17 protein-coding genes and 1 other RNA gene are annotated in these 14,800 nt (G+C 33.9%); 8 read left to right on the top strand and 10 right to left on the bottom strand.

Going from position 1 to position 14,800, the window contains the following annotated elements:
• Window positions 1-100 precede the first annotated feature (100 nt).
• From purB to METIG_RS06805, 5 genes are all read right to left on the bottom strand, one after another.
• On the bottom strand, window positions 101-1,447 hold the full coding sequence (gene purB, locus METIG_RS06785) for an adenylosuccinate lyase (protein ID WP_013799480.1): 1,347 nt from the start codon (window positions 1,445-1,447) through the stop codon (window positions 101-103).
• A 1,136-nt stretch (window positions 1,448-2,583) separates the two neighbouring features.
• Complete coding sequence (locus METIG_RS06790; protein WP_013799481.1) at window positions 2,584-3,552, bottom strand: respiratory chain complex I subunit 1 family protein; 969 nt, start codon at window positions 3,550-3,552, stop codon at window positions 2,584-2,586.
• A gap of 16 nt (window positions 3,553-3,568) precedes the next feature.
• Window positions 3,569-4,015: an NADH-quinone oxidoreductase subunit B family protein gene (locus METIG_RS06795; protein ID WP_013799482.1), complete on the bottom strand. Its 447-nt coding sequence runs from the start codon at window positions 4,013-4,015 to the stop codon at window positions 3,569-3,571.
• A 201-nt stretch (window positions 4,016-4,216) separates the two neighbouring features.
• Window positions 4,217-4,564, bottom strand: coding sequence for a DUF555 domain-containing protein (locus METIG_RS06800; RefSeq protein ID WP_013799483.1), 348 nt, complete (start codon window positions 4,562-4,564; stop codon window positions 4,217-4,219).
• A gap of 123 nt (window positions 4,565-4,687) precedes the next feature.
• Window positions 4,688-5,008, bottom strand: coding sequence for a DUF357 domain-containing protein (locus tag METIG_RS06805; protein WP_013799484.1), 321 nt, complete (start codon window positions 5,006-5,008; stop codon window positions 4,688-4,690).
• A 237-nt stretch (window positions 5,009-5,245) separates the two neighbouring features.
• On the opposite strand from METIG_RS06805, the gene METIG_RS06810 reads away from it, so the two are divergent.
• The 6 genes from METIG_RS06810 (at window position 5,246) to METIG_RS06835 (ending at window position 9,681) form a co-directional block, all read left to right on the top strand.
• Complete coding sequence (locus tag METIG_RS06810; RefSeq protein ID WP_013799485.1) at window positions 5,246-5,785, top strand: pyruvate ferredoxin oxidoreductase subunit gamma; 540 nt, start codon at window positions 5,246-5,248, stop codon at window positions 5,783-5,785.
• Window positions 5,786-6,023: 238 nt separating this feature from the next.
• Window positions 6,024-6,281 carry a pyruvate synthase subunit PorD gene (gene porD / locus METIG_RS06815; protein ID WP_013799486.1) on the top strand — a complete coding sequence of 86 codons (258 nt, stop codon included), beginning with the start codon at window positions 6,024-6,026 and terminating at the stop codon, window positions 6,279-6,281.
• Window positions 6,282-6,347: 66 nt separating this feature from the next.
• On the top strand, window positions 6,348-7,508 hold the full coding sequence (gene porA / locus METIG_RS06820) for a pyruvate synthase subunit PorA (RefSeq protein WP_013799487.1): 1,161 nt from the start codon (window positions 6,348-6,350) through the stop codon (window positions 7,506-7,508).
• A gap of 166 nt (window positions 7,509-7,674) precedes the next feature.
• Window positions 7,675-8,559 (top strand): pyruvate synthase subunit PorB, encoded by an 885-nt coding sequence (gene porB, locus METIG_RS06825; RefSeq protein WP_048055574.1) that lies wholly within the window; start codon window positions 7,675-7,677, stop codon window positions 8,557-8,559.
• A gap of 96 nt (window positions 8,560-8,655) precedes the next feature.
• The gene (locus METIG_RS06830) at window positions 8,656-9,156 is read left to right on the top strand and encodes a 4Fe-4S dicluster domain-containing protein (RefSeq protein ID WP_013799489.1); all 501 of its coding nucleotides are present in this window, start codon (window positions 8,656-8,658) and stop codon (window positions 9,154-9,156) included.
• Window positions 9,157-9,270: 114 nt separating this feature from the next.
• Window positions 9,271-9,681 (top strand): 4Fe-4S dicluster domain-containing protein, encoded by a 411-nt coding sequence (locus METIG_RS06835; protein WP_013799490.1) that lies wholly within the window; start codon window positions 9,271-9,273, stop codon window positions 9,679-9,681.
• Between the two features lie 24 nt (window positions 9,682-9,705).
• Here METIG_RS06835 and METIG_RS06840 read toward each other — a convergent pair whose 3' ends face one another.
• Complete coding sequence (locus tag METIG_RS06840) at window positions 9,706-10,182, bottom strand: metallophosphoesterase (RefSeq protein ID WP_013799491.1); 477 nt, start codon at window positions 10,180-10,182, stop codon at window positions 9,706-9,708.
• A gap of 54 nt (window positions 10,183-10,236) precedes the next feature.
• Window positions 10,237-10,554: signal recognition particle sRNA (gene ffs / locus METIG_RS09310), an RNA gene on the bottom strand.
• A 217-nt stretch (window positions 10,555-10,771) separates the two neighbouring features.
• Here ffs and ftsZ point away from each other — a divergent pair.
• Both ftsZ and METIG_RS06850 read left to right on the top strand, forming a co-directional pair.
• Window positions 10,772-11,863 (top strand): cell division protein FtsZ, encoded by a 1,092-nt coding sequence (gene ftsZ, locus METIG_RS06845; RefSeq protein ID WP_013799492.1) that lies wholly within the window; start codon window positions 10,772-10,774, stop codon window positions 11,861-11,863.
• Between the two features lie 143 nt (window positions 11,864-12,006).
• Entirely contained in the window at window positions 12,007-12,522 is a 516-nt protein-coding gene (locus METIG_RS06850) for a helix-turn-helix domain-containing protein (RefSeq protein ID WP_013799493.1), read from the top strand.
• A gap of 32 nt (window positions 12,523-12,554) precedes the next feature.
• On the opposite strand, the gene METIG_RS06855 is transcribed toward METIG_RS06850, so the two are convergent.
• The 3 genes from METIG_RS06855 to METIG_RS06865 form a co-directional block, all read right to left on the bottom strand.
• Window positions 12,555-13,040 (bottom strand): V4R domain-containing protein, encoded by a 486-nt coding sequence (locus tag METIG_RS06855; protein ID WP_013799494.1) that lies wholly within the window; start codon window positions 13,038-13,040, stop codon window positions 12,555-12,557.
• A 422-nt stretch (window positions 13,041-13,462) separates the two neighbouring features.
• Window positions 13,463-14,242 (bottom strand): SAM-dependent methyltransferase HcgC family protein, encoded by a 780-nt coding sequence (locus METIG_RS06860; protein WP_013799495.1) that lies wholly within the window; start codon window positions 14,240-14,242, stop codon window positions 13,463-13,465.
• Window positions 14,243-14,254: 12 nt separating this feature from the next.
• A complete protein-coding gene (locus METIG_RS06865) occupies window positions 14,255-14,746 on the bottom strand; it encodes a DUF3236 domain-containing protein (protein WP_013799496.1) in 492 nt (163 codons plus the stop codon).
• Window positions 14,747-14,800 lie beyond the last annotated feature (54 nt).

Consider the following 14,800-nt stretch of genomic DNA (forward strand, 5'->3'; position numbering starts at 1 on the left):
ATTTAAAAAATTTTAATCAGAAAACAGAGTAAAAATAATTAGGTTTGTTGAAAAAAGTAATTGTCTATTTTTAATAGCGTATTAATGTTTTTTTAATTTATTATTTATTTTTTAACTCTCTTATAACTTCATCTACGATTTGTGGGGCTAATCCAATATAGGTTTTTGGATTCATTAACTCTTCTAATTCTTCTTTTGTTAAATATTTCATTACCTCTTCATTTTCTAATAAGACCTCTTTTAAATGTCTCTTTTCGTCATATGCTTTCATTGCACATTTTCTAACAACTTCGTGGGCTGTTTGCCTACCCATTCCTCTTTTCGCGAGTTCGATCATTATTCTCTCTGCCATGATAAGACCTTTTGTCAATTCAAGGTTTTTCTCAACATTCTCAATATTTACTCTTAACTTTTTAATCCCTTTAACTGCCAAAGTTAAGATGTGGTCTAATAAAACACATGCCTCAGCAAAGATACATCTCTCTGCTGATGAGTTTGTTAAATCCCTTTCTTCCCACAGGGGAATGTTGTCAAACTCTGCCAATGCCAAACTTTTAACGACTCTTGATAAACCACAAATTTGCTCAAATGTGATTGGGTTTCTCTTGTGTGGCATTGTTGAAGAGCCTGTCTGTTTTGTTGGGTCGAATTCTTCCTCTAATTCTCCAATTTCAGTTCTCTGCATGCTCCTAACAGTAACTCCAATCTTATTCAATGTTTGAGCAATTAAAGCGAGAAGTGCAATAAACTCTGCATGTCTATCTCTCTGAATAACTTGGTTGGATATTAAAACAGGATTTAATCCCAAAATTTCTCCGACTCTTTTATGCACTTCTAAACCTTTCTCACCAAGTGCTGCCATTGTTCCTACTGCACCAGTTATCATTGAAACACAAATCCTCTCTTTGCACTGCTCCAATCTCTCAATGTGCCTCTGTATCTCAGATGCCCATAAAGCGAATCTCATCCCATATGTTGTTGGGATTGCGTGTTGTCCGTGTGTTCTTCCAATGCAGACGGTGTATTTATGCTCCTCTGCCTTTTCCAATAAAATATCTCTTAACTCTTTCAACTTCCTCTCCAATATGGCAATTGCCTCTTTGAATTGCAATGATTGGGCTGTATCAACTATATCATTTGAAGTTGCACCGAAGTGTATATATTCCCCTGCATTTCCCTCACAAACTTCTGCAAATGCTTTAACCATAGCAACAACGTCGTGTTTTGTTTCTCTTTCTATTTCTTTAACTCTCTCCAATTTAACATATTTTGTTGATGCCTTCCTATTGATTTCTTCTGCTGCCTCTTTTGGTATTATACCGAGTTCTGCCTCTGCCTTTGCCAACGCTGCTTCAACTTCAAGCATCTTTTGTAATTTATTTTCTTCTTCCCAAACTTTCTTCATTTCCTCTGTTCCATATCTGTAGTCAATTGGATGCACTGCCATTTTTTCACCGTAGATTTTTGATAATGTTTCAAATTATTTTGTCATGTTTTAAATAAATTTTGGGACTATTTTTTATTGCATCAATTTTTAAAAACAGTAAAAAAGTTTCGATTTAGTAAAATTAATTTTGGAGAAAAAAACTTAAAATAAAATTGCATAGTTTTTAAACTTAAAATGTTTATCTCTACTGAAAATTTTTATCTTTTAATTTTATTTGTTTTTTGTTTTTATTTTTTGATTTTGAGAGTAAATAGACTGTCGCAAATCCCTTGTGTTTTTGAATAATTTTTTGGCTATTTGGGATGTTAGGATGATTTTTATTACCACAATTCCCACCAAAAATATATATACATTTGAATATTTATAAATATTGATTGATTTTTTAATGAAGTTTTTTGATGATAAAATCATAGAAAATAGTGCTAAATAAATAAAATGTTTCACTTCTTTATATAAAGCAACTAATAAAACAGAGTTTATATTTTGATTTTAAAAATTTAAATCTATAAGTATTATTTAATTCTTCTGTTTCCATCCTTGTTTTAATGGATGAGCAATTCAAACGTAGATTGAGGGTTCAAATGAGAACTGCACCAAACTGTTTCCATCCTTGTTTTAATGGATGAGGTATTCAAACCCTATAACTTCATCCTTATTTTATACCTAAACTCCTATATAAATCTTTCTTTTTCAACCCGAATTTTCTTACTGTATGATTATCAAACCCTTTATAAAAGTAAGAAAGATTGTGCAAATTATTTATAAATCCAATGCACAACCACACCAATAAATCTCAATAATTAGCAGAGATATTATACAATCCAAAACCAATCCAAACTTAAAACTACAAAAATAAAAACAACCAACAAAAATCTTCCAAAAATCTCAATTTTAATTTGAAAAAATGAGTAATACTTTTTCCCAATTTTCTAGTACCAAAATTCAACAGGGGGTATATAATCTCAAAATTCCTTCGGAATTTTTACGACTTACTCACTTCGTTCGTAAGAAGCAAGAAAGATTAATTAGAAAATTTAATATCTGATATTAAACTCCCTAAGAGGCACTGCCGAGCGAAGCGAGGCAGTGCATCCTTTTTGATGAAACTTTTTTAAAGTTTCTTTTAAAGGTTTCATTTAGATTCCCAACAGTGCACATAAAACCCCGATGATTCCTAAGGTTGTTGCGAATAGTGACATTGGATAAACTTGCCTAAATGTAAACACTGGCGTAAATGCATTAACTATAGCAGCGATTATTGGGAATAACATGGCGATTGCAAGATTTATTACAATAGTTATTGGATTGTTGATATCTGGAGCAATGCCCAAATACAGAGTAGCGAATAAACTTCCAAGAGTTATCATCAAGAGTTCCTTAACACACAAATAAAATGCCCTGTATTTTGCTGAATATTCCATTGTAGGTCCCTCAATAACATCCGCCTTTGTGTGCATGATTGAGAATGGATATTCCTTTAGCATTATTATGTATCCAATTAAATAACACAACGCCCCAAACAATCCTCCAAGTGTAAATAAAAACATCTCTCCTACAACATCCTTTAAAAATATGCTGTGTTGTGGGATAAATGGGATAAATGTTGCTAAGTAGAATGGGAATGAGCCGATAGTAATCATTTTAAATGCCCTGACTGCCCCAAGTTGTTCAAGAGTCATTTTTACCGTGCCTAAAAAATTACTTCCCTTACATTCATCAATAAATGGCATCCTAATACCCATTACAGTATTGGACAATGAACCCATTATGATATAAACCATCTCTTCTATCTTCAAAAGTCCAACAAGACCAATCTCATTCGAAAGTATGTGGTAGTGTGTTAATGTTGTTAATGCAAAGACAGCCCACAAAACAACAAAACTAACAAGAGGAAGGGCTTTATATAAATTTGGCAACTTTGCTACTGGTTCTTTTGGGATTTTGTAGAGAAATTTAAATAATGCCCAAAATCCCGGTGTTGCTATTGAGGGCCCTATTCTTTGTTGTATTCTTGCTTGGATTTTCCTTTGTATTCCTGGAATCCATGTGGATAATGAAAAAGCAATTAATGGAACGCCTATTGCTGATAAAATCTCTTCTATCATAATCTCACCAAATTAATTAGCCCTCTAAGATTTTAGGAAGTGCTTTGACAATGCCAGTTATTATATCTTCTGGTCTTGGTGGGCACCCTGGGACTTTAACATCAACTGGGATTACATTCTCAACAGGCCCATCAATAAATGATGATGTTCCCAAGTCCGCACCTATATGCTTATAAACCCCACCCATTAATGCACATGCCCCAACTGCAACAACTGCCTTAGGTTCTGGGATCTCTTCATAGATTTTCTTTAATGATTTAGTAACTGCCTTTGTAACGCATCCAGTGACAATTAAAATATCTGCCTCCCTTGGATTCCATGTTAAAAGAACATTATATTGCTCCGCATCATAAAAGGGGGACAAAACACAATTAACCACTTCAATATCACACCCATTACACCCTCCAGTGTAGGCGAGCATAACATGGATGCAATTTTTCCTTGATAATGTCTTTAATGACATCTAATCCACCTCAAACATTAACAACAGTAAAAAATTTATCATGATAATTAATGACAAATTATTGACAAATTTGTATAAAAATATTGCGGTTTTAATAAAATTTAATAAAAAATAAAAAAAGCATTTTATGGCGTGTAGGGTAATTAAATCAATATTACCAAAATTGAGTATAAAAATAAAGTAAATAAAAATTTAATGAAATTATTTGCGCATCTCTACAACATCCACGACTTCTAATGGAATGTCTTTTAAAGCTTTTCCAATTGTTGCCTTCGCTATCCTTATTGCGTGTTCTGTACTCTCAGCGTTAAATACTCTCATTGATAGCAAGACCCCAACTAATGCTGTTCTTGCAACAACAAGCACACAATCTATTGGTTCACCACATTTTGGACATATTGTTAATCCGATATCAATATCTACATACTCCATACCGTGTCTGTTTAAGGTCCTCCCTATTTGAGAGATAGCTACACTAATAGCATCTTCAACATCATCTACATTCTTTACAACATATGCTGCTTGTAGTGTTACGTGATAATTCCCCATAGGTCTCACCAAAACCTCACAAAGTTTTTCTCGCAATTTCTAACGTATTTTTATTTTAATTAATTCTAATTTAGTATAATTGGTATTGTTATCTAAGGTTCTGAATATTGCCTTATATTCTAATCATTTCGCCAATGTGAATCTGACATCATCATCTCCCACATCAAAGATACCCAACCTTGCCCCTGCGTCTATCCAACCATAAGCATAATTTAATGATGCAAATGCATTAACATAATCCCCTACTTCTATAAATGCTTTTGCATCTTTGTAATAACTCTCTATCATCAAAAGAAAATCCTCTGCAACATCATGGAGCAAACTTCTTTTTGGAGGTAAACCCTTTTTTATTATTTGTATTGCTTCTTCTGTTCTTTTTAAGTAATCATTCAACTTTTCGTCAGTGATTATATTTTTTATGTTCTTTTCATTTTTTTCAGACATATCTCACCACTATACAAAAAGTTTATATTATACTTACTACATTTGCCTATTTAAGGTTTATTGTGCAAAAATTCAAAAAATAACAAAATACTTTTTTGATGATGTTCTTGGTTAGCTTTAGTTTTAAAACACATGCTAAATAATATTACGACAATCAACTAACAATCCAAACATTTATATAACAATAATTGTAATGATTAATAATGATGATTAATACCATTGCCCTGAGGTGAAGAGATGATAGAAATTAGATTCCACGGTAGAGGAGGACAAGGGGCTGTTACTGCTGCTCAAATTTTAGCAAAAGCTGCATTTTATGATGGAAAATACTGTCAAGCATTCCCATTCTTTGGTGTTGAGAGGAGAGGAGCCCCAGTCATGGCATTTACAAGAATCGATGACAAAAAGATAAGGTTAAGATGCCAAATATACGAGCCAGATTATGTTGTAGTTCAAGATGCTACATTGTTGGATTCAGTTGATGTCACAAGTGGTTTGAAAAATGATGGAAAAGTTATAATAAACACAGTAAAAGACATTAAGTTGGGTGACTACGATACATACTGCATCGATGCTACAGGGATTGCATTGGATGTTTTAGGGGTTCCTATTGTAAACACTACAATGTTGGGAGCGTTTGCTGGTGTCACAGGGGAAGTTAGCATAGAGTCATTAAAAAAGGCAATTATGGAAACCTTCCCAGCAAAATTGGGAGAAAAGAACGCTAAAGCAGCAGAAGTAGCTTATGAAGCAATGATTGAGAAATACAAAAAATAAATCAAATCAAATTATAGTTGTTTGCCTCACTAATGAACGAAAACTTCATTAAATTATATGAAGTAATTAACCTTTATTTGGAATTTTACAAACTGATTTATCGTCCTTTTAAAAAATAAATGGCAAAACAAAGTTGTTTTGCCGTATAAAATCCGTGCAAGAAATTGGCAAACAACTATAGTTCAAATTAATAAACAAAATAAAAATTTTAACAAAATCAAACAAAAATGGTGATTTTATGGTTACAATTGGTGCAATTATATATGAGCCAGGAAGTTCAATTAGAAACAAGACTGGTAGTTGGAGAGTATTTAGGCCAATTTTAGATGCGGATAAATGTATAAAGTGTGAAAACTGCTATATATTCTGTCCAGAAGGAGCTATACAGGAAGTTGATGGGAAATTCACCATTAACTATGACTACTGCAAGGGATGTTTAATCTGCGTAAATGAGTGCCCAGTAAATGCAATAACAAAAGTTAGAGAAGGAAAATAAATAAAATAATAAAACAAACGAATAATAATCCTAAATAACCTAAAAACTAAAAATTGGTGAGATTAAATGTGTAAGGTCAAAGTTATAACTGGAACAAGTGCAGCGGCAGAGGCTGCAAAATTGGCGGATGTTGATGTTATTGCAGCGTATCCAATAACCCCACAAACAACATGTGTTGAGAAACTTGCTGAGTTTGTTGCTAATGGGGAGTTAGATGCAGAATTTATCAAAGTAGAGAGTGAGCATTCAGCAATGAGTGCTTGTATAGGGGCAAGTGCAACAGGAGCAAGGACATTTACAGCAACTGCATCCCAAGGACTTGCTTTGATGCATGAGATGTTGTTTATTGCTGCAGGGATGAGGTTACCAATTGTCATGATGAACGCAAACAGGGCATTATCTGCCCCAATAAACATCTGGAACGACCAACAAGATAGTATATCCCAAAGAGACACTGGATGGATACAATTTTATGTTGAGGACAACCAAGAAACACTCGATACAATATTACAAGCATACAGAATAGGGGAGCATGAAGATGTTTTATTGCCAGTAATGGTTAACCTTGATGGATTCATCTTGACTCACACAGTAGAACCAGTAACAATTCCTTCAGAAGAGAATGCTAAAGCATTCGTTGGAGTTTATGAACCAAAACATGCTTACTTAGACCCAGATAGGCCAATAACACAAGGATGTGTCGGAGTTCCAGAGTGCTACATGGAAACAAGATACGCAGTTGAAAAGGCAATGGAAAATGCAAAGAAAGTTATTAAAGAGATTCACGATGAGTTTGCAGAAAAGTTCAAGAGAAGCTATGGAAATGGTTTAATTGAAGAATACAACATGGAAAATGCTGATACTGTTATCGTTGCAATGGGAAGTGTCTGTGGAACAATTAAGGAAGTTATTGATAGGTTAAAAGAGAAAGGAAAAGAAGTTGGTTTGTTGAGAGTCAGATGCTACAGACCATTCCCAGCAGAAGATATTGCAAAAGCATTAAAAGATGCAGAAAACATTGCAGTTCTCGACAAAAACATAAGTTTAGGTATAAATAAAGGAGCATTATACTTAGATTTAGCTTCAACAGTTAGAGACAAAAAAGTTGTTAATTACATTGTTGGTTTGGGAGGAAGAGACATAAGAATAGAGGACATTGAAAAAATCATCTCACACGTTGAAGTTGCAAAGGATGGAGAAACTGCATGGATTGGATTAAAGGAATAAATAACTAAATGAGAAATGCCAGACTATCCCGTTTGGATGAAGTCTTTTTAAAAGGTTTCATAGGAAATCGCATGATTGGACTAAGAATGATGGTTTGCGTTATATAATATTCAATCTTCCAATGAAATTTTTGAAAAATTTAAAAAACATAAATTATGGTGAAATTATGCAATTTCCAAGAGAAGAATACTTTGCTCCAGGACATAGAGGATGTGCAGGATGTGGAGCTGCAATCGTTGCAAGATTAGTATTGAAAGCTGCAGGAAAGGACACAATTTGTACAAACGCCACTGGATGTTTAGAGGTTATGACAACACCTTACCCAGAAACAGCATGGAGAGTCCCATGGATACATACTGCATTTGAGAACTCTGCTGCAGTTGCAAGTGGTGTTGAAAGTGCCATTAAAGCATTGAGAAGAAAGAGAGGAAAATTCAACAAAAAAATAAATGTAATCGCCTTTGGTGGGGATGGAGGAACAGCGGATATTGGTTTCCAAGCATTAAGTGGGGCAATGGAAAGAGGGCATGATATTGTTTATATTATGTATGATAACGAGGCATACATGAACACAGGAGTTCAGAGAAGTGGTTCTACTCCATTAATGGCTGCAACCACAACATCCCCAGCAGGTTCAAAGATTAGGGGAGAAGACAGGCCTAAAAAAGACATGCCGTTAATAATGGCAGCACACGGAATTCCTTATGTCGCTACTGCCTGCATCTCCTATCCAGAGGATTTCATGAACAAAGTTAAGAAGGCATGCGAGATTGAAGGCCCTGCATATATCCAAGTGTTACAACCATGCACAACAGGATGGGGTTATCCTGCAGAGAAAACCATAGAAATTGGGAGATTGGCTGTTGAAACAGGAATTTGGCCATTATATGAGATTGAGAATGGAGAGTTTAGATTGACCTACAAACCAGCAAAAAGAAAACCAATAAAAGAATACATAAGAATGCAAAAGAGATACAGACACTTAACTGATGAAGATATTGAGAGATTGCAAAAATACATTGATGAGAGATGCAGAGAATTGGGACTTTAAATATACTTAAAATTTTGATTAAACCCTCAATCTTGAAATTTATTTAATTTTACTATTTTAATACTATTTTAATAAAAACACAATAGGTGCATTATCATGAAAAAAATAATGATGATAAATGATAAATGCGACAACTGTGGGGACTGTGTCAAAGCATGTATGGAAATTTATGGAGTGAGTAGGATAAGCATTTTAGAACACGATGGGAACTATTTGCCGATAGTTTGCCAGCACTGTTCCTCTGCACCATGTATGCAGGTATGTCCAGTTAATGCTATCGAGTTTAGGGGAGAAGTTGTTTACTTAGATGGTGAAAAATGTATTGGTTGTGGGTTGTGTGCATTAGCATGTCCGTTTGGGGCAATAGTAATGGCAGATAAGGCACATAAGTGTATTCTCTGCATTGATAGGGGAGAGCAAGCATGTGTTAAAGCATGTTCAAAGAGATGCCTTGAAGTTGTTAGTGTTGAAGATGCTATATGGGATAAAAAACTCAGAAATATTGAGAACTTTGCAAAATTGACATTGAACAAAAAAATTGAAAATAAAGATGGATTACTTTCAAAAATAACTATTAATGCTAGAGTTAAGTTTTAAAATAGAAAATCTATGAGAGATGCCGAATGAAATGAGGCATCTTATCCTGTTTGGATGAAACCTTTTTAAAAGGTTTCAATTAGAATTCTAATTAAAAATTTTCAGGTGGATTCTATGAAAGTACTGGCTAATGTTGAGTTATGTGTAAGTTGCGGGAAATGTGAGAGAATTTGTCCAAATAATGGGATTTATGTTATTGATGGGATTCCAATTAAATGTATGCATTGTGAAAAAAGCCCATGCTTAAATGTGTGCCCAGAGGAAGCGATAGAAAGAATCAACGGAAAAGTTGTTTTAAATAAAGATAAATGTGTTGGCTGTGGTCTTTGCATGACAGTTTGTCCAATTGGGGCAATAAGGTTCAGTTTAGATGTTGCTTCAAAATGTAACGGATGCTACGATAGAGAAGAGGAGCTCTGCAAATTGGTATGTCCAACAAATGCATTGGATGAACTTGAACACACTATAGATAACAAGCAACAAAATGTCATTTCAAAATTCAAAAAAATATACTCATACATCTAATAGAATGCTAAGCAAATTGTTCATTTAAATTGGAATTAAGTTTGCATTAACTTTTTTATCTTCAATTTCTAACTTCATTATGGATTTTATTGGACATCTTGGAGTTGTTGGACTTCCAGGGTTCAATAATAAAATATCTTTTTGTTTTTCAATTAATGGCGTATGTGTGTGTCCAGAGATTAAAATATCAACGCCCATTTCCAGACCCAAGTATTTTAATTTTAAAGTATCTCCTCTTGGGTATATGATATCTCCGTGAATAACTCCAATTTTTATGTCATTAATGTCCAAAATCTCTTTTCTTGGCAGTTCTAAATAATCCATGTTTCCTTTAACAGCGACAACCTTTGATAAATCCTTCAGCTCATTTAGCACTTGAGGGGATGTTACGTCACCACAATGCACAATTAAATCTACATTTGAGAACTCATCTACGACCTTTTTTGGTAGAGTATCAGCTCTATCTGGTACATGTGTATCTGATATGATACCAATCAACATAATCTCACCACTAATATATTTAAATATTTTGATAATACTGCCAAAAATAAAATGTGTGTGGCTTCCTTGGGGTGGGCACGGTTCCTCATGCCGCCACTTTGCCCCAAACCTCTGCTCTACCCCGTTACCCCATGAGCGTTGATGTCCCGCCTACCGCTGCTCCCTTCCGGGCCTGACGGGGTTCGGCGAGCAAAGGAGGTTACTCCCTCCCTCCAGAGGGAGCTCCTCCACCATCAAACCCCATGGGACGAGATATCATTGCAGAGTTTGGGAGTGACGGCATGGGAACCATGCCGCCCCCAAGTTTTCGGCCCCCGCATGAGGACGATTTCGGGTTACAGGGGACGCCCAACCCCCCGGCCTAGCCACACACATTTGTATTATAACAATATTGGAGGTATATATAATTTACTGCTAAATTATTTAAGTTGTTACAATATGAAAAGCATATAATATAAAATTTTTTAAGCTATGTTACAAAAAATATTAAATAATAACATTTCTATTGAAATCTACAACAAACTTTTTATAAATCAATATCCAATAGTTTAACACAATATATTTTAATAATTTATATTGGAGGATGATTATGAGATTAGTCAGAGAGGCTTTATCTAAGAACAATGATGAACTTAGAAAAAATTTGAAGGATGACTTTGGAGAAGCAAGAATTTTGGTTGTTGGGTGTGGAGGAGCTGGAAACAACACCATAGACAGATTGATGGAAATTGGTATTGAAGGGGCAGAGACCATTGCTATAAATACAGATAAACAGCACTTAGAGGCAATTAAAGCAGATAAAAAGATATTGATTGGTTCAACATTAACAAGAGGTCTTGGTGCTGGAGGTTATCCAGAAATAGGTAGGAAGGCAGCAGAATTGGCAAAGAATGTCTTGGAAGATGTATTAAAAGGTGCTGATTTAGTATTCGTTGCAGCAGGAATGGGTGGAGGAACTGGAACTGGTTCTGCTCCAGTTGTAGCAGAGATAGCAAAAGAAAATGGGGCTGTAGTGATTGGGGTTGTAACATACCCATTCAAAATTGAAAGAGCAAGGCTGAAAAAAGCTGATGAAGGAATTGAAAGATTAACAGAAAGTTGTGATACAGTTATTGTTATAGACAACAACAAATTAGTTGACTTAGTTCCAAACTTGCCTATGAATGATGCATTTAAAGTAGCAGATGAGATTATTGCACAGGCAGTGAAAGGAATCACTGAGACAATATCTGTTCCAAGTTTGATTAACATAGATTATGCTGACGTTAAAGCTGTAATGACTGATGGTGGAGTAGCAATGATTGGTGTTGGAGAAGTTGACTCAGATTCTAAGGGAGACAGAGTTCAAACAGTGGTTAAAGAAACCTTGGAATGTCCATTGTTGGATATTGATTACAAAGGGGCAAAAGGGGCTATCATACACATAACAGGGGGGCCAGACTTAACATTAAAAGAGGCAAACGACATTGGAGAAGGAATAACTGAGAGTTTGGACCCTAATGCAAACGTAATTTGGGGAGCAAGAATAGACCCATCAATGGAGGGTTGTATAAGAGTAATGGCAATTATAACAGGTGTGAAATCACCAAATATTCTTGGTAAAGATAGAGGGCCTAAAAGAATTTGGCCAAAACCAGAAAGGAAAAAGACTGGCAGTTTGGGAATAGATTATATTGTATAATTTAAGATCTAAAATTTTATTTTGTGTTTTAATTGCCCCATGTTTTTTGATGTTAATTTAAATAACTTTTTGTTGTTTTGTGTTATTAATGTTATTTAATGGTGTTTATGTTGTTTAAATTAAAATGTGTGATGTGGTGGAGTATGAAAGCTCATGAGAGATTGTTATTAAAGTTAGAGTCATCAAAAGAATTCATAGAAGAATTAAAAAGAATCCTTTTGGAATTGAATATTCCATTAAAAGAATTTTCTGAAATATCTGGTATTCCTTACAGCACACTCTATAAAATAATGCAGGGTAAAGATTTTAGGATTTCAACATTAAGGAAAATAGTAGAGACTATAAAAAGATTTGAACAAGATGAAACTTGTGAGGATGTTATTGCAATAATCGCTGCAAGGCCTGCATTGGATAGAATTAGAAGTAAAAAAGTAAAAATAAAAGGGAGAGAGTATATTTTGAGGGAATATCCTGCCAATACATTAGAGGACTGTATAATTGCTGCAATTCAAGCTGAAAGGGAAGGGGTTAAAGCTATAGTATGTGCTCCTATAGTAAGTGCCAGTATTGAAAAAGTTGTTAGAATTCCAGTGGCAGTTATAATTCCTGAAAAAGATGCATTTATGAATGCTTTGGAGGTTGTAGTTGACAAGATATAAAAAATAAATAAAAATAATAAATTAAAGTGAATCTATTTTTTAAGAATCCTGACTTCGAATTCACAATAATCATGCCCTGTTGCATGACATTTCACTTCATTAACATGCACACTTTCATTTAGTATATTCTCTAACATGCCTGCAATAATCCCTGCTTCAAAAAAACAGATAGGTCTTCCGGTGTTTGGCAGTCCAGAGCAGTCGATACACTCGTAAATCCTTATTTTTAGTGGATTTTCATCAACAACCTCTAAAATTCCAATACCGAATGCTTTGAAGAATTCTTTCATTTCTTCTATTGATTTAACTCCAAGATATTTTCCAAAAGACTTTCCAGCAGAGTATATTTTGGAGTTTTTACTAAATCCCAAATAATTAAGCATTGAAAACTTAAGCACTCTAAACAACACCGCATCAACACTCCTACCTAACGTCGGCCTATCAACATCATCTAAATCATCAAAATTGATGTTAATTCTTTCTTTTTGTTCAATTTTTTCTTTTTGCAGGATTTTCATCGTGTCCCTCTCCATAATAATATTCCTACCTTAATAAGATATATTTGTGTAGGTGTTGGTGTATGTTGCTATGAATATTATATTGAGTTGAACATTTAAATATTTTTTCTATTTTTTCATTTTTGAAAATAATGAAAAATAAATAAAAATAATAAAAAATAATAAACTTATGAACTACATTTGTAATTTGTAATACTCATTCATAATGTCCATATAGTTGTGTGCGGAATAGTTGAATAATCTATGATTATTCAACTTCCCTGCAACCGAAGGTTGCAGTGGATTTTTAAACTTATTTATACATTAATGAATTTCTAAATAACATTTATCCATCCTTAAAATTTGAAATAAGCCATAAATCTTTATGACTTTGTCAGTAGCATATTTCCAATTTCTAACGCACACGACTATAATTATAGTAGTTATTTTTTCTCAACAAAAGATTTTATTCTACTTAAATTGTTTTCTAATATTTTATTTGCTTCCTCTTCAACGTCCTCTAACGCACTTATTGTTAAAGCAGGCATATGCACTTCATCTAAAAATTTGTGTATGTTCTTTTCATGGAATATTATACCTTCATAATATCTCAAATTAGGAATTACATACAATACCCCATCTAAATCAAGCACTTCTCTTGCAGAATCCATAACGGTATCTATTGTTAATGTCATGGTTCCAGATGTTTTTGATATCCTTGATTTTCTATAAGTTTTTAGGATACCTATTTTTTCTCCAACTGTTGCCCTTTCCATGGTGTTATCTGCTTTGTAAATATATTCATCATAGCAACCTTTTGGATCTTCAACAATTAAACATTTTGGATTGAATTTTTGTAAGAAGTCGGGAGATATTCCTCCAATACCAGTTATGTCAATAACTAAATCTGGGTTCACTTCTCCAGTCCTCATTTTTAATTTAAATTGGTTCATTTCCATAAATTTTACATTTTTGTTAAAAACAAATTCTTTTAAATGCTGTTGGATATCAACTAAAATAACCTCTTCAGAGTAATCTGTAATTGAGTGGGCTATATAACCACCGCATAAGTATGCTCCAAAAATAACGGTTTGTCTGAATTCCTCCCCTTCTAAAAAATATTTTATGGCTTTTGCTTTTTTCTCAACAATGTGCTTTATTATATCGTTAATTTTTATTTTTGTATCTATTGTCTTTACTCTTTCAGTTATGCCGTATTTCATTACTTCCACCCCTCAGTCCTTCCTCAAATCATCCGTTTTTAACTCAATCCCCACCCTTTTTAATGCGTCTATTATCTCTTTTTTTATTCTTGTTTCAATATCCTCTTTATGCACTACTGATGATGGTGATAAAGAGGCAGATAAAATCCTCCCTTTGCCATCCATTATAACAAGCATTGAACCAGAACCTGGAACCCCCAACCTACCCCTTGCAATAACCACATCCGCTTCTTCTGTATCAACTGCTATCAATCCTTTACTTACAGCAGGCATTCTTGTTAAATCGGCACAATTTGTATTTATGTTGAGCATCTCAATTTTTGCATTTACGACACGTGAGAGAATATCACTTATTACTTTAAATTTTTTTTGATTGTTTGTTGCGATTATTATTTTTTTCGCATTTAGTATGATTCTTTTTATTGCCTCAACCTCTTCCTCCTCATCCCCTCTCCGCTTATTCTTTATGGATTGGGTATATGCCTTTTTTATGAGGTTCTCCATAATACCACGAAATTAAGTTGTGAAATTAAAATATAAATGAAATTAAAATATAAA

The sequence above is a fragment of the Methanotorris igneus Kol 5 genome (assembly GCF_000214415.1).
In the GTDB taxonomy this organism is placed as follows: Archaea; AGJL01; Methanococci; order Methanococcales; family Methanococcaceae; genus Methanotorris; species Methanotorris igneus.